Here is a 15,208-nt window from a genome sequence, read left to right on the forward strand (position 1 = left end):
TGTTACCTCCGGGGATTAGTTACGAGTTACTTATGACAATACTAGCGACTTATTTGGGTCCGCGACCCTTTGGTGGAGATTTATTTCACCGGAAAATGTTTCCGATGCCGCTCAGCACGGAATTTCCCTTGCCCGCAAGGGGGTTATCGGAAACCATGTAGGTCCACGTAGCACTCGGGCGGGCTAGTCCGGCGTCATCAAGGTGCGCCCCGTCGGCGTCGATAAGCACGGTGCGGAAGGTTTCCACAGACTTTTCGACGGCCCGCTGAGCCAAGTCTTTAAACTCCCTTACCGCAATGCGGTGGTACTCATCGATCGGCGTCTCGCGGGCGATAGCGCGCAAGTGAATGGACTCACGAACATCGTCCATGAGCTCCAGATGGTCGGCCCATGCTAGGTCCAAGTGATAAAGCATGATTTCGCGTGCAGCCTTGATGCGAGCTTCTTCAGGAACCTCCGCCAGCTCTGCTGCGCGCTCTGGGGCGCGTTGGGAAAGCTCCTGCCAGGCTTGATCGCTATCCAAAAGCTTGGCTCGGCGTTCATCGATGATGATGCGTTGATCAGCTAAAAGCTGATTGTACTTCCACGTCTGGGCATGGATCTCGAGCAATTGCCCCTCGGTCACGCGCTGGCAGTGCGCTACAAAATCACTGACCCGTTTGGACTCGATACGTCCGTCCTCCGCCGGTTGGGCGCGGACAGTTTCGCCGTCGCCACCTTGCTGAACTACGTCATCTTCCAAGGAGACAAAGAAGAGGGAAAGCCCCGGATCTCCTTGCCGGCCCGCACGGCCGCGGAGCTGGTTGTCCAAGCGGGCGGTGCGGTGCCGCGAGGTACCGATGACCGCAAGGCCGCCAAGCTCCGCTACTGCGTCATGGTCGGCCTCACTAGCGCCGCCCAACTTGATATCAGTACCACGACCGGCCATCTGGGTAGAAACGGTAACGCGCCCGATATCTCCGGCCTCGGCGACTATCCGCGCCTCTTGCTCATCATTTTTGGCGTTGAGGACATTAACCTCAATGCCCCGCTTGCCCAGTGCATCTGCCAGATCCTCCGATTCGGCGACATCCTGCGTGCCCACCAGGATGGGTTGTCCCGTGGCGTGGATGGCTGCGATTTCTTCCACGATAGCGGCAGATTTATCCTCGACCGTCGCAAAGATACGGTCTTGTTCATCAAACCGCTGCAGCGGCTTATTGCGGTCAATAACAGAGACGTGCAGACCGTAGAACTGGCGCAGCTGATCGGTTGCCTCCACCGCGGTGCCCGTCATTCCGCACACTAGTGGGTAGCGCCGCATAAGTTCTTGCAGGGTGATGGTATCGAGGATGCGCCCGCCTTCAGAGACTTCCAGGCCTTCCTTGGCCTCTACCGCCGCTTGCAGGCCATCGGGCCAGCGCTGCAGGTCGGCAACGCGGCCCCGCGAGGCATCGATAAGCTGCAGCTTGCCGTCAACCACAATGTAGTGAATGTCTCGGATAAGCAGCGCTTTGGCATGCAGGGCAAGGTTAACCTTCACCAAAATGGTGCCGATATTCTCCTCGGAATAGAGCGAATCAATGCCCAATTCTTGCTCCACACGGCGTGCACCGTCTTCGGTCAATTGAACGGTGCGGCCGTCCTCAGAGATGATGTAGTCCAGCTTTTCGCGCAGGCGGGAAACCACATTGGTGATATGTCCGGTGGGTGCTTCGCCCGGCCGGTTTCCGGCAAGTACCAGCGGTACAAGGGCCTCATCTACCAAGACGGAGTCGGCTTCGTCCACCAAGGCAACATCCCCGGCGGCCTGCACGGTGTGGGAACGGTCAGTGATCTGGTTATCGCGCAGCAGGTCGAAGCCTAGCTCGTTCACGGGCGCATAGATAATATCCTGTGCGTAGGCAACGCGGCGTTCCTCCGGAGTCATGCCCTCTGTTACCGACGCAACGCTCAGGCCAAAGAACTCCACTACGGGGCGCATCCATTCGGCGTCGCGAGCAGCAAGATAGTTATTGACGGTAACTACATGGACGCGCTTTCCGGTCAGCGCAAAGCCGGTGGCAGCCATGGCACCCACCAGGGTCTTGCCTTCACCGGTGGCCATCTGGATGACGTCTCCGGTGAGTAGGCGCAGGACCGCTTGTGATTGCACGTTAAAGGGGTTCATGCCCAGAGTGCGTTCGCAGGCCACTGCCAGGGCCGCGAGGAACTGTGCCTTGTCCACTATCTCACCGGACTGAACGGCATCGCGCGCGGCCTGGGCCACAGCTGCGTCATCGTGCTGGCTCAATGTCCGGGCAGCTTCGTCTGCCGAACCCACGATGGCCTTGGATTTCTTATTATTACGCTCGCTTTGCGAGCCCATTGCCTTCCAGAACCAATCAAACGCGCCCATGACTCATCCTCCTTAAATGGATTGCTCCTATCGACTGTAGTCAACCTCGTATGGCTTGCGGGAAAGAGGCCCGTTATTCTAGTTCTCATGCAATCCGTCAATGTAAAGCTGCCTTCGAGCCGGGGTACTGAGATGGCTGGAACCATCGACTTCCCGGATTCTCCCCCGATCGCCTACGCCATCTTTGCCCATTGCTTCGCCGGCTCCCGCCATACTCCTGGTGCCGCCCGCACCGCGAAGCAGCTCACCGAGTTCGGCATCGCCACGCTGCGCTTTGATTTTCCCGGCCTGGGCCAGTCCGCCGGTGAATTCGGCGATACTACCTTTAGCCAAAACGTCGATGATATTCACGCCGCTGCCGCGTGGCTGACGGAACACTATTCTGCACCCCAATTGCTGATGGGCCACTCGCTGGGCGGAGCCGCCGCTTTGAAGGCAGCTACGACCATGAAGTCCCTCAAAGCGGTAGCTACCCTCGGCGCCCCGTTTGATCCAGCCCACTCCGTGCTTCACTACGCGGATAAGATTGGCGAGGTCGACGCCAATGGTGAAGTAGAAGTCGTCCTCGGCGGCCGCGGGCTCATCATCTCCCGCAAGTTCTTGGAGGACTTGGCAGATACCAATCCCGAGGAATATCTGCCTAAGCTACGCAAGCCCTTGATGGTGTTGCACTCTCCCATCGACCAAACCGTGGGTATCGATAATGCGCAGAATATCTTCCTCCTCACGCGCTACCCCAAGTCCTTGGTCTCCCTCGACAAGGCCGACCACCTGCTCACCAAGCAAGGTACGGCCGCGCGTGCAGCGGATCTCATTGGGGCGTGGGCCGAGCAGTTTATCGTTGCCGATTACACGCCGGAAGAAGTAGGTACCGACGCCGCCGTTGCGCAGCCGGCCACCGGCACCAAATTCGGCGTGGTCGTGCGCCACAATGACCATAGCCTTAGCGCTGACCGCACTAAAAAGAACGGCGGCAAGGGCAAGGGGTTTACCGCCGAGGGTCTTCTTATGTCCGCCCTCGCCACGGCGTCGACCCAAGCTATCAAGGAGGCTGGCAAAAAGCTCGCGCTTGACGACGTCCATGTGAGCATCACCCAAACCGGCCCTGCCAGCTTCGAGCGCCGTATCGAACTCGCCGGTAATCTCTCAGCGGAAGAGGTATCAATTTTGCACTCTGCCGCGAAGGATACTGATGTCGAGCGCATGCTCGGCAACGTCACCATCGTGGACGCACACTAATGCCTGCTTATGATTCCTCGCGCCGCTGTCCGTGTGGCACCGGCCTTTCCTACGGCGAGTGCTGCGGCAAGTACCATGCCGGTAGCAATGCGCCCACCGCAGAAGCGCTCATGCGCTCCCGGTTTAGCGCTTTTGTTACCGGCGACGAAGAGTACTTGCTGCGCACGTGGGATCCTGTCACTCGACCTGGGGCCCTCGACTTGGCAGACTCCCCCATTAGGTTCTACCGCCTCGATATCCTAGATACCCAAGGCGGCGGCCTTATGGATAGTTCCGGCGTGGTGGAATTTGAGGCGTTTTATAAGGGAGCAGCTGTCGGTTCGCAGCGCGAACGTTCCTCGTTCCGCCGCTTCGACGGTACGTGGGTGTATTCCACCGGCGAGCTTTAACGCAGGTTACACACCAAATTTCACAGTAGAATCCTACTGATGTAATCTAGATGAGTCGCACAGTGCGACGGCGGGCTATGGCGCAGTTTGGTAGCGCACTACACTGGGGGTGTAGGGGTCGCAGGTTCAAATCCTGTTAGCCCGACAAAAAGCAGCGACGGTTTTGCGAATCTAGCTTAAATCATTTGCGAAACTGCTCCGCATAGCTAAACCCACCGCTTGATCGCGGTGGGTTTAGTCGTTTTCGCTGCAATCCAGGCGGTAACCAATAAGGAACACAGCATGGTTCGTCCCCTCTAAAACGACTAATAGCCCGGAACCCTTTATCGGTTTTCCGAGCTAGATACGAGAAATGTATTCAGTTGGTATTAGGCAACATGTTGCGCAGGCGGCGCGTTCGGGCTTGCCTTCTCGCGCGCCGGATCGCGCGGCGGCTGCGGATCTCGCGTGCCAGGTGGCGGAGTCTTTTCATCCCGATCCACCCGGCCAAGAAAACGCCGAATCATAGATACATTGGCCGCAACCACACCAAGAGCTGTATAGAAGAAGGCCGCAGCAAAACCGCGTACAGGTCTTCTCGTATGGTCACCAATAGCAGCACCGCCGCGATTGTTCTTTACATAGTCGTTGCGCGTTTCAATCACGTTGCGCCACGTGCCATACACCTTCTTCCATTCCGGTGTCTTAAAAGCAGGGCCAGTTTGGCGGTAGCGCATTCCTTCCTTATTGGGAATGGTTACCGAGTCCCTATTGGTACAGCACTTTCCTTTTCCGTTGCGCGCAGTAGATAGATTTGGCCCGGAGATGGAGGGTAGTCCTCTGTCTCTCGCGTCCTGGCGCTGACTCTTTTCCACCAAGGGACATGCCAGTGTCTTTCCTTTACCTCGTCCCGGACACATAAACCTCTGACTCTCACCGGAGAGATCCTTGCCTTTTCGCCGCATGGCAAAGGCGCGGCGCTCGTTGATCCGCTGGTTGTAGGTGGCCTCATCAATACGTCCGGCATAGAAGTCTTCGGTGGCTTCCACCAGAGGTTTCGGCATGGCAGGACAATACCAGTGGCCTTCAACCAAGCTCATGGTTTCAAAGCTGCCGCGCTGGCCCAGCTGGTTGGATTTGTAATCGCCAACCAGCGTGTACCCCTTTTTACGTAGTGGCTCGTGGAAGTCTTTGGTCTTGGCCACAGCGAAGTACGCGCGGTCGCCAACCACCACGCCTTTAGGCGTGGTGGGGTCGTCGGTGAGGTGTCGCATGGCTTGCAGCCCGCGGATGGCAGGGTTGTGGCTGGGCCGGTCGAAGGCCATGCCCATAATCAGGTGTGGCTGTTCGTATGGGCCTTGGTCGCGGATGACTCCGGCCACGAGTGTGGCCTCCCAGCCCCAGACGTGTTTGGCGTTCCTTGTGCGCTTGTTTTCTCCGTGTGTTTCCTGTTGCCCATCGCGGGAGTACCAGCCTGCCTCCGGCTCGGAGGACATGAGATCGTCCGGTCGGTTCGTCCATCGGTTGTTGCCGCGGCGCACGCCTGGAATAAGTGTTCCGTCTAGGGTGAGGTCTCCCTGCCAGTTGGCTCGGTATTCTTCGGGCATGTCCTCGGTACTTGCCATAACCAGCTCATTGAACACGTAGGTGGCGCGCTGCCATTTTTCCTCGTGGCGCTCAGGGTCTTGTTCATCCATCAGCCGGTTGAATTCAGCACGGGTAAGCCTGGCGCGATGCGGGATGTTGTCGAATGGGTCAACGACATCAAGGAAGCTGTGCAGCGCGCGCCACAGGCGGTGGTACCAGTTGTTGTGCTGGGTTGCGTAAGAGTCACCTACCCGTCGTGCCCTATCGCGGCTGGGCAGGTTAAGGAGTTCTAAAGCCATGTCTGTCGTATCAGGCGAGGCCAGGAGCGTCGTCATGGTGGTCAAGTGCATGGGTTGACCAGAGCGCGCCAGAATCAGGTAGAGCGCGAGGATGGTGCGGTCGTTAACGGATTTGGGCCTGCCTCCTTTGGTGGGGTCGTAGCCGTCTACGCGCCGCCAGGTGTCAAGATGGTGGCATATGTCGGTGCGGTCGATGATGGTCAATGCCCAAGAGACGCTAGCTCCGTCCAGGCGAAGCAGCGGGGTGGGTGTGGTGTTGAAGTGGGCCACCTAGACTTCGCCTCCTGCTCTCGGTTCGACGACTCGAAGCGGCGGGTAGTCTGGTTCGTCCCTGTTGCCCTTGGCCCACACCCAGTACTCGGCCTCAGTCAGTGCCCCAGCCTCAACGATCATCTGATGGAAGGCGTGGTGGAATGGCTGTATGACGCCGGTGGCATAGACCAGCTGGTTAAAGTCCACATACTCGGCGGCATGGTCGGCAATCCAGGTATAGCGCAGCCTGTTAATGATGGGTGCAATCCCGGTACTCGATGGGTTCTGGCTCGTCTTGTGGATGAAGTCAGGAATCAGGTGTGGGCCGGTGGCATCATCGCGGCGGCGTACTGAGTTAGGTTTCACCAGTGGTTCGTCCCTGCGGTCTGCGCCCACACCGCGCAGGACTTGGCGCATGACATCGCCATAAGGTTCCGTCAGCGGAATGGTACGCGGCTTGAGGCCTCGACCACCACGGGCATGTACTGCCAGCACGGTGCCGTAGTCAGTGAAGTCGCCGTAACAGCAGTGATAGATCTCTTCTGTGGTCATGCCAGCACCAAGCCCTAAGGCCACAAGGATGTAGGCCACGCGCCGCGAGTCGCGGCGAGGTCTAGAGCGCAGCCAATCCGTAATACGGATTAGTTCGCGGGAGTTGTAGGCGCGGCGCGGAGACCTTGCAGCAGGATAGATAACTTCGGGTAGCTCTTCTACCCAGTCCAGCCCACCGTGATGTTCAATGACGTGGCTTGCGCAGCGGTTAAGGAGTCGGCGGGCGGCATTGAGGCTGGACTTAGATAAATCCGCGTTACGGGCTTGCAGGTAGGTGCGGATCGAGCCGCCGTCTTGCAGCAGCGTGATGCAGTTGTCCACGGTGGCATCCACGTGCCAGCGGTCACGCATGTAGCTAAAGTACGCAGCGAGTTGAGTCTTGCGGTTTGTCGCTGCCGCAGGCGTGGTGGCAGGCAGTAATCCGCGTGTCGTCAGTGTGTCGATCACAGCGTAGACCTCACTGTATTTAGACTGAGGTGGTTCGTCTTTTTCATCTGGTTCAAAGGAAGTGGTCTCGTGGCTTCCGACCTTCCCGCCGAAGCTCCGGTCAGGCGTTACGCCAACTGGCCTAATGCCCATATCGAGGCCCACGATCCGGTCATGCGGAAATTGCAGGACTTTGCCCGCAACGTCCAGCAGCTCACCCTGAACGGGAGCTACCCCAGTGCCAAGCACTTGGCTGATGCCTGCGGTATCCCCGCCTCCACCATCACCCGAATCATCCGCGGCGAGATGATCCCGACGGGACGTGTCATTGCCAATATCGAGGTCACCACAGGCAAGCCCTTGTGGCCGCGCCATCGCAGCAACCGATACGGCAGTCAGTGACCCGAGGGTTGGAAACTGCATGTTTCCGACACTGGTAAGGCGGGTGTGAGTTACATGGGTGTCGTTCATGGCTCACGAGGTGAGCACACCTACACCACGAAATAGGTGGCGGTGCCTTCTTACCTCAGACCATGAGTAAACCCGCAGGTCACAGGGTGGTTCGTCCCTGGTGCGGTCTGTGCGCCATGAGACGAGTTTTGCGTATCCGCAATCCCACTTTGCGTATCCGCAATCGCTAGGGATAGCTCAGGAAGTCTCCGTGAGCCGAGCTACAGCACGTACAGGCCTCCACCTGGGGTGCCATGAGTCGATCCTCCGGCCAAAAGAATCCGGTAGGCATGGCGGCGGTTAGCTCCGGCCTCGACCACGTAGTCCTCAAACTGGTGCAAGGACTTCAGTCCTGCCGCAGCACACAGCACATCAGCGGGAACTCCGGCTGCAATGCGGTCGATAATCCACGTATTGCGCAGCCTGCGGGTATCCGGCACCATATCCGGCGATGTACTAGGTGTTACCCGGCGGAGATACGCCGAGAGCTGGCTGACGTTCTCGTTGTCGCGGCCTGGCCTAAACAGGTAGTCCTCCGGGCCGGTAGCCATAATGACCGGCTGAAGTACCTCGATATGAGACTTGAGCAGTGGCACCTCGCGCGGGCCAGCCCCGCGGTAGCCGTGCGGAAACAGCAGCACCCCGTCGCCGTCAACACGCACGTCTTTGCCGCGCAGCGTGCAGATTTCTCCTGCGCGCAAGCCCGCACCAAGCGTGAGTGCTAGCACCGTAGTGAAGTTGCGGCGGCGGGCAGCTGTGGGTTGCGACTCGGCCCAATCCCACATCCTGTCACAGGCATAAGAGTCGTAGGGTTCAAGGGTTGGCTCGTAGCTAATCGGGTGCTGGTAGTCAGGGTTCCAGTCGTCGTTGATCACCTCCGCCACACGACACAGCAGCGAGCGCTGGGTTCCTGCGGTGGACGGGCTGAGCTTTGCACCATCTCCAGCAAGGAAGTAGTTTCCGATGATGTCGGGGTGAAAGACGGTCTCGACAGTCACCACGCCGTAGCTCACCCAGACCCAGGCGGCGAGCTTGGACACGCAGTTGAGCGTGTTGCGCAGTGCGTCGCGGCTGGTGTTATCCGGGGTGATGTTAAGTGCGCGCACGCACTCGCGGGTGAAGTCGGCAACGTGGCTCCACGGCTCAGAGCGCACGGCGTGTGGTGTGTAGTTGGCGATGATCGCCTCATAGTCGGCGGTGGTGTAGTTACTGGACATGGGCCTTTCCTTCGTCGGCACGATCGCAGTGGAATGGGGCGGTGTAGTGGATGCTACGTAGCTAGGCCACGCAGTGCACTCCGCTACACATAGTCTTGTTTGCCGATCTGCAATCTGGCAAGCAGGTGGCCTCACACCGCCAACTTCGCAGGAATTTCTTATATGGCCTGCATGTTTGCGGTTCCGCAAACATCTACCAGACGAACCACCACATCATGTTGTGGAGATCAAAAAAGGGACATGCCATATTTAGTACCCCCGCGCGAGCCTCGGACGCGGCCTTAACCCTACCCACCAAGTCCTTCAAGGCCCCGCTTTGTGGCCCACAGCTATGTCCACCACAACATGTAGATCCGCTGCCCCCGGTTGTGGCTAACCGATGCGTGCGCGACCTGCGCGGAGCCCCAACCACACCCCGCACCGACTAGCGTGACCACCGTCGAGCGCGATTGCGTATCCGCAATTTTGTCTTAACTCACGCGGCTTATTGCCATACCTCGCACATCGGCAACCCACCGCGCGGACAGTTTGCGTATCCGCAAATTTCTACCTGTTACCGTGCCCGACACTTGACATTTCCACTGCTCACACCCTCAAAGGAAAGGGACGAACCATGTCCACACTCGACATGAGCACACCACTGTACTGCCAGTACTTCACCGCCGAGCTTGAGGTAGACGACCTCGCCCAAGTCACCGAAACCCTGAAACAGGGAAAACAGGTGGCCGACACCATCTTGTCCATGTCCACCGCCGCGCTCTACAACCACGTCATTAGCTTCACAGGCCCGCAGGGGCTTATCACTGAGCGCGAAATCAACGTCCTCACCGCGTTTAACTCCATGTCGGTGGCCATTGCCCCGGTGCGCGTCACGTTTGTCACCCTGGCCGACACTTACGGAAACCGTGCGGGACTCACCCGCATCCAAGGCGGTGAGTCCGCCCGCGGCCTAATCCCGCTTACCCGGTCTGTAAACGAGGCCACGGTTGCAGACATGTCTGCCACCACACCAGGACTCACCATCAATCTGCCCAATAGTGTCCACGACGACCCGATCATTCGCTGCACGACTTTTGACCCGGACGGGTGCGTTCCCGAAGCAAAGGACGAGTTTCCCGGCGTGGACTACTGCCCTAGCCTGTACCACCTTTTGCGGGACGAACCATCTCCAGGCATCGACATCACCCACGACATTATCCGCGCACTACTTCCCTACCGCGGGATCCACATGGAGGTAGAGCCGAGGATTCTCGATGGCGATGTAGACATCGAGCGGTTGTAGCTGAGGTTAGGAGAAGGACGCAGGCCCAGCCGCGGTGCAATGCTGCGGCTGGGTTTCTTTGTTTGCCGGGCAGGTGGCGGGGGACGTGATGGGGCACCGGCCACGTCCTGAGTCGGGCTGTGGGCTACCCTTAAACCTATTGATTCATCGACTTAACTGCCTGATTAAAGGACGATTAAATGTCACGCCTTTCCGACCTTTTAGACCAGCTGAAAAGGGAAAACCCGCGGCTCGAAGCCGACCTTAAAGCGGAGCTGTCCAGCCATAATCAACGCACGTTTGGACTCGTTTTTGAGCGTCACCTTCCAGAAAACGTGGAGCTTCCAGGTCGTCCTGTACGACGTGGCGATAGCGTGCATGTCCTCCCGCCACGTGGCTCCAAAGACACCCCGGACACTCGCCTGTGGCGCGTAGATTGGCTACGTAGAGACAATGAACTAGGCCGTGTAGCCCGGCTAGTAGAACTCCAGCCTAAGCAGGACACCGAGCCGGAGATGCGCGATAGTGTGCCTGTTGATGATCTGGTGGTTGTAGCTCAGCACAACGACACTATCTACCCCGGCCTGGTGCAAACCGGCGAGGTTATCGGCAGCGAAGACCCCGACGCGCCATTTCACAGCGTGATTAACGCGGAGAACTACCACGCGCTGAAAATGCTTACCTACACGCACTACCACTCCATCGACTGCATTTACATCGACCCGCCATACAACACTGGCGCGAAGGACTGGAAGTACAACAACGACTACGTGGACAGTGACGACGGCTATCGCCACTCCAAGTGGCTGTCGTTCATGGAACGTCGTCTTTTGATTGCGAAGCAACTGCTCAACCCCGACGACTCCGTACTCATTGTGACCATCGACGAGAAGGAATACCTGCGCCTTGGCCTGCTGCTAGAGCAAACATTCCCGGAAAGCCGCGTCACGATGGTGACGAGTTCTATCAACGCAGCAGGCGTGACCCGAAAAGGTACTTTCGGCAGGTCGTCCGAATATATCTATTTTGTGCAGATTGGTGACTCTAAACCGCGACCTCTTCCGCTTTCAGAAGAATGGAACGATGTAAAAACAAAGAACAAGACTAAGATTCGCTGGAATTTGCTCATTAGGTCAGGAACAAACGCCCGCAGGTCTGATAGTAAGAACCAATTTTATCCAGTGTTCATCAAGAAAACTGTGGACGGTCCAGTTTTCGACTCTGTCGGCGAACCCTTTTACGGGGACGACTACAACACGGTCACGCCCCCTCCCGGAACTAGCGCAGTTTGGCCTATCAGGCGTGATGGAACCGAAGGAAACTGGCAGATCAGCCGGGTAAACTTGGAGAAAGCAATCGAAAAAGGATACGCGAAAATTGGAAGATGGCGCGGGCCCGAAACTACCCTTTACTATCTTAAAAAAGGTGAACAAACCAAGGTAGAGAATGGTACCTTCCCTATTAGCGGCCGAGGTGCGGACGGGTCGGTCATTGTGGACACCGACGGGTATCGCATGTCATTTGTTCCGACCGACATGTGGCGTATCCCATCGCATGACGCAGGCAATTCCGGTTCACGACTTGTTGCCCAATTACTCCCCGAGCAAACATTCCCATTCCCAAAGTCCCTCTATGCAGTGGAAGACACCATCAGGTTCTTCGTCAAGGACAAACCAGACGCGACCATCTTGGACTTTTTCTCCGGCTCCGGCACCACCGCCCATGCCGTTATGCGGTTGAACAAGCAGGACGGTGGGCGTAGGCGGTCCATCTCGGTGACGAACAACGAGGTAAGCGCTGACGAGCAAGTAAACCTGCGCAAGCAGGGGCTACAGCCAGGCGATAAAGAGTGGGAGAAACGGGGTATCTGCGACTACGTGACCAAGCCGCGCGTGGAAGCCGCGATTACGGGACGAACCCCCGAAGGTGACCCGATTATGGGTGAGTACAAGTTCACCGACGAGTTCCCCATGAAGGACGGCTTCGAGGCCAATGCCCGGTTCTTCACGCTGACCTATCAGCCACCAACGCGCGTACGGCACGGCTACGCCTTTTCCGACATATCACCGATGTTGTGGATGCGTGCAGGGCAGACTGGACGAATTATCGAAACTATCCCCGAGCGCGGGTGGGATATTGCCGAATCCTACGCCATCATTGAAAACGTTGCTGCTTCTGCCACCTTCGCCGAGGAATTAAGCAATCACACTGGCGTGAACGTTGTCTACATTGTCACCAACGACGACCTAGTGTTTGAGTCCATGGCTCGCGAGCTGAGCAACCACGATGCTGAGCTGGTACGCCTGTACTCGACGTACCTTAACAACTTCGCATTTCAGCAAAACAGGGAGACCGTCTAATGAAGTACACGCTTAGGCCATATCAGGAAATTGCTGCATATCGCATCATGGAGGGCTTATCTCGCGCCCAAAAATCGACTGATCAGACCATCTTCGCACTCTCCGCTCCTACGGGTGCGGGAAAGACCGTTATCGCAACCAGCGTCTTTGAGCGGCTGCTGTTGCCAAGTGACGACCACACTCCAGACGCTAAGGCTGTCGTTCTGTGGCTGTCCGATAACCCAGATCTTAATCAGCAATCCCGCTTCCGTATTGAGGGAGCCTCCAGCGACTTAGCTTCGCGCACAGTGGAAATCGACAACACGTTCAACCTCCCTACTTTTGAACCGGGGTGTATCTATTTCCTCAACACTCAGAAAATTGGCAAAGGAACAAAGCTCACCGGAGGCACCGCTGATACCGACGCTGCCTTAATGTCGCGCTCCGATACATTACAAGTCACGATCTGGGACACGATCCGCAATACCATCGAATCCGACAACCTCAACCTGTATCTCGTCGTTGATGAAGCCCACCGCGGAGCAAAGAAGCAAAACAAGGATAAAGTCACTATCCTTCGCCGGATGATCGAGGGCCATACACCTGAGGGACATGCCACTCCAGTTCCTCCCATGCCCACGGTCTTGGGCATTTCGGCAACTCCTGGCGCGTTCAAAGACATGATTAACGATATGTCCGGCTCGCGGCTTGTCCTTGAAGATGTGGAAGTCCCTGTTTCCGACGTGCAAGAGTCTGGTCTTATCAAAGACACCATTGAGCTGCGCATTCCCAACGAAGAGGGAGCTAGTTTCGATGGTGTCCTAGTGCGTGAAGCAGCACGAGTCTTAAAGGAAACTACTCTCCGCTGGGAGGACTACCACCAAAACCAGGATTCCGATGGGGAAAAAGTAGTTCCTCTCATGGTGGTTCAGATGCGGGATAAGGCCACTCCGCAGGATTTGTCGCAGGCCATTGACGCTATCTACGAGGGGTGGCCAGAAATTCACCCAGATTCCTTTGCTCAGGTCTTCGGTGAGCACAGCAACATCCAGGCAGGCACCACCATGGTTCCCTATGTGGAACCACAAACAGTCCAAGATCGCACGCACATTCGCGTGTTGTTTGCCAAAACCGCAGTGTCTACTGGGTGGGACTGCCCCCGTGCTGAAGTGATGGTGTCGTATCGTACCGCGAAAGACAAGGCACATATCACTCAGGTCATTGGACGTATGGTGCGCTCCCCGCTGGCTCGTCGAATCGAGGGAAACGCAGAGCTGAACTCCGTGCTGTGTATCCTTCCTAAGTTCGACCGTGACGCAGCTGACGACATTGTAAAAAGTATCAATTCCAGCACCAACGAGGGGAAGGATGATGATGGTGGTGATGATGATCGAGATCCGATAGCTTTCATTGAACCGGAAAAACTGGTTCCTTATACCCCGCCGCAGTCTCGGGTTACGCCCCTGCCGGAGAAGGAGTCCGAACAAAACGACACGTCCCCGCAGACGAAAACTCCCACTGAGACACCACCCCACACCACGGCGAACACAGTACCTGCCTTAGCTGAGGACACCGAGGCTCACAAAGACACCGGCAGCAAGTTAGCACCGCAACCCACTGCCCAACAGATGATACTGAGGGATAGTGACGCTGTATGGAAGGTGTTTACCTCGCTTCCTCGCCTGGTGGCTCCCAAACGGTCTGATAAACCGATTTCGATGCTGCTCAACCTGGGAATTGAACTGGAGCGCGATGGTCTTCGTGCCGGAGGAAAAAAGGAGGCTGAAAAGGAACTGGTCTCCATTGTCAACGGCTACATGGTGAGGTACAAGGAGCAGGTTAGTACGCACCGCAAAGACATTCAGCGAGTGGAGACAGTAAAACTCGTTTACGCCTACTCTGACCGTCAAGTGGTGGATACTGACGACATTGACCTGTATGCCGACCAGCGTGTGATCGAAGAGGCATACCAGAAATCCATTCCGGTCTTTACCCGTGCACTGGCTGACTTGTGGATTACTTCATTTGTTGATGAACATGCTGGTGAGGACGCAGACGAGGACGAACTTATTGATGAGGCGCGTCTTTCCCTCGCATCTTTAAGCAACGTTGACGGTGTGAAGGATGAAATCTGCTATGACGCAAACAAGGTGGCGACCGATTGGCTCGACACATCTCGCGCAAACATCGCGGCGCTTCCTGACGGTCGAAAGGCCGCATATACTGCACTGCGTGAGATGGCCGTGAGTCCGGTAAGTGAGCTACTGACTCGTCCGACGAACCGATTGGTACCTCCTGGACGCAAGACCAAGGGAGGTGAATTTGAAGAGTACCCGCGCTATGCAGGCCATATCCTTGCAGGAAGTGACGGCTGTGCTCCGATGAAGCTCAATGACTGGGAAAAGAAGGTAGTAGAGACCGAGCAGGGACGTGACGACTCGTTCGGTTGGTACCGCAATCCATCACGGGCAAGTGCAGATGCAGTAACCGCGGTCTATCAAGACTCAACCGGCGCATGGAAGAACATGCAACCTGACTTCATTTTCTTCCGTGTTGTGGACGACACGATAAAGCCGTCCATCGTTGACCCGCACGGCGAGCACTTAAGCGATGCCCTAGACAAGCTGCGCGCCTTGGCCGATTACGCAGACAAGTTCGGCGATCAGTTCCTGGAAATCCTATCGCTGTCGGGCAAAGACGCAGATAACCTCAAGTTGCTGGATCTAAAAGACCCAGACACAAGGAAGGCAATTGCGCAAGCGGCTACAGCCACACAGGTGTATGCAGAGAAGGGACGAACGTACAAATAAGTGACGGGGCTGTCCCGGTTACCTGCGAAGA

Annotated in this window: 10 protein-coding genes and 1 tRNA gene; 7 read left to right on the forward strand and 4 right to left on the reverse strand. The window is 57.0% G+C overall.

Features of this window, described 5'->3' with window-relative positions; translation table 11 throughout:
- Positions 1-85: 85 nt before the first annotated feature.
- Complete coding sequence (gene secA2 / locus ACLI1L_RS06785; RefSeq protein ID WP_411707189.1) at positions 86-2,377, reverse strand: accessory Sec system translocase SecA2; 2,292 nt, start codon at positions 2,375-2,377, stop codon at positions 86-88.
- An 87-nt stretch (positions 2,378-2,464) separates the two neighbouring features.
- Between secA2 and ACLI1L_RS06790 the strand changes: the two genes are divergently transcribed.
- From ACLI1L_RS06790 to ACLI1L_RS06800, 3 genes are all read left to right on the forward strand, one after another.
- Entirely contained in the window at positions 2,465-3,616 is a 1,152-nt protein-coding gene (locus ACLI1L_RS06790; protein WP_411707190.1) for an alpha/beta fold hydrolase, read from the forward strand.
- Positions 3,616-4,005, forward strand: a complete 390-nt coding sequence (locus ACLI1L_RS06795) for a YchJ family protein (RefSeq protein ID WP_411707191.1) — start codon at positions 3,616-3,618, stop codon at positions 4,003-4,005. The genes ACLI1L_RS06790 and ACLI1L_RS06795 overlap by 1 nt, the downstream gene beginning before the upstream one ends.
- Positions 4,006-4,076: 71 nt before the next feature.
- Positions 4,077-4,150 (forward strand) — tRNA-Pro (locus tag ACLI1L_RS06800).
- Positions 4,151-4,373: 223 nt separating this feature from the next.
- On the opposite strand, the gene ACLI1L_RS06805 is transcribed toward ACLI1L_RS06800, so the two are convergent.
- Both ACLI1L_RS06805 and ACLI1L_RS06810 read right to left on the reverse strand, forming a co-directional pair.
- Positions 4,374-6,140 (reverse strand): hypothetical protein, encoded by a 1,767-nt coding sequence (locus ACLI1L_RS06805; protein ID WP_340440702.1) that lies wholly within the window; start codon positions 6,138-6,140, stop codon positions 4,374-4,376.
- Positions 6,141-7,121, reverse strand: coding sequence for a hypothetical protein (locus tag ACLI1L_RS06810; protein WP_411707192.1), 981 nt, complete (start codon positions 7,119-7,121; stop codon positions 6,141-6,143).
- Between the two features lie 153 nt (positions 7,122-7,274).
- On the opposite strand from ACLI1L_RS06810, the gene ACLI1L_RS06815 reads away from it, so the two are divergent.
- Positions 7,275-7,502, forward strand: coding sequence for a helix-turn-helix domain-containing protein (locus ACLI1L_RS06815; protein ID WP_411707193.1), 228 nt, complete (start codon positions 7,275-7,277; stop codon positions 7,500-7,502).
- Positions 7,503-7,771: 269 nt separating this feature from the next.
- Here ACLI1L_RS06815 and ACLI1L_RS06820 read toward each other — a convergent pair whose 3' ends face one another.
- Positions 7,772-8,767 carry a tyrosine-type recombinase/integrase gene (locus ACLI1L_RS06820; RefSeq protein WP_049358834.1) on the reverse strand — a complete coding sequence of 332 codons (996 nt, stop codon included), beginning with the start codon at positions 8,765-8,767 and terminating at the stop codon, positions 7,772-7,774.
- A gap of 613 nt (positions 8,768-9,380) precedes the next feature.
- Here ACLI1L_RS06820 and ACLI1L_RS06825 point away from each other — a divergent pair.
- From ACLI1L_RS06825 to ACLI1L_RS06835, 3 genes are all read left to right on the forward strand, one after another.
- Positions 9,381-10,049 (forward strand): hypothetical protein, encoded by a 669-nt coding sequence (locus ACLI1L_RS06825; RefSeq protein WP_411707194.1) that lies wholly within the window; start codon positions 9,381-9,383, stop codon positions 10,047-10,049.
- 179 nt (positions 10,050-10,228) lie between these two features.
- Positions 10,229-12,388: a site-specific DNA-methyltransferase gene (locus ACLI1L_RS06830; protein WP_340440705.1), complete on the forward strand. Its 2,160-nt coding sequence runs from the start codon at positions 10,229-10,231 to the stop codon at positions 12,386-12,388.
- A complete protein-coding gene (locus ACLI1L_RS06835; RefSeq protein ID WP_340440706.1) occupies positions 12,388-15,177 on the forward strand; it encodes a DEAD/DEAH box helicase in 2,790 nt (929 codons plus the stop codon). Before ACLI1L_RS06830 ends, ACLI1L_RS06835 begins: the two co-directional genes overlap by 1 nt.
- The last annotated feature ends 31 nt before the right edge of the window (positions 15,178-15,208 follow it).

The sequence above is a fragment of the Corynebacterium sp. LaCa117 genome (genome assembly GCF_046717765.1).
Classification (GTDB): domain Bacteria; phylum Actinomycetota; class Actinomycetes; order Mycobacteriales; family Mycobacteriaceae; genus Corynebacterium; species Corynebacterium kefirresidentii.

What these genes read in the sequence shown, in the direction of transcription:
- ACLI1L_RS06835 (WP_340440706.1), top strand. Translation starts at nt 12,388, where the DNA reads ATGAAGTACACGCTTAGGCCATATCAGGAAATTGCTGCATATCGCATC.
- ACLI1L_RS06790 (WP_411707190.1), top strand. Translation starts at nt 2,465, where the DNA reads ATGCAATCCGTCAATGTAAAGCTGCCTTCGAGCCGGGGTACTGAGATG.
- ACLI1L_RS06795 (WP_411707191.1), top strand. Translation starts at nt 3,616, where the DNA reads ATGCCTGCTTATGATTCCTCGCGCCGCTGTCCGTGTGGCACCGGCCTT.
- ACLI1L_RS06825 (WP_411707194.1), top strand. Translation starts at nt 9,381, where the DNA reads ATGTCCACACTCGACATGAGCACACCACTGTACTGCCAGTACTTCACC.
- ACLI1L_RS06820 (WP_049358834.1), bottom strand. Translation starts at nt 8,767, where the DNA reads ATGTCCAGTAACTACACCACCGCCGACTATGAGGCGATCATCGCCAAC.
- ACLI1L_RS06815 (WP_411707193.1), top strand. Translation starts at nt 7,275, where the DNA reads ATGCGGAAATTGCAGGACTTTGCCCGCAACGTCCAGCAGCTCACCCTG.
- ACLI1L_RS06830 (WP_340440705.1), top strand. Translation starts at nt 10,229, where the DNA reads ATGTCACGCCTTTCCGACCTTTTAGACCAGCTGAAAAGGGAAAACCCG.
- secA2 (WP_411707189.1), bottom strand. Translation starts at nt 2,377, where the DNA reads ATGGGCGCGTTTGATTGGTTCTGGAAGGCAATGGGCTCGCAAAGCGAG.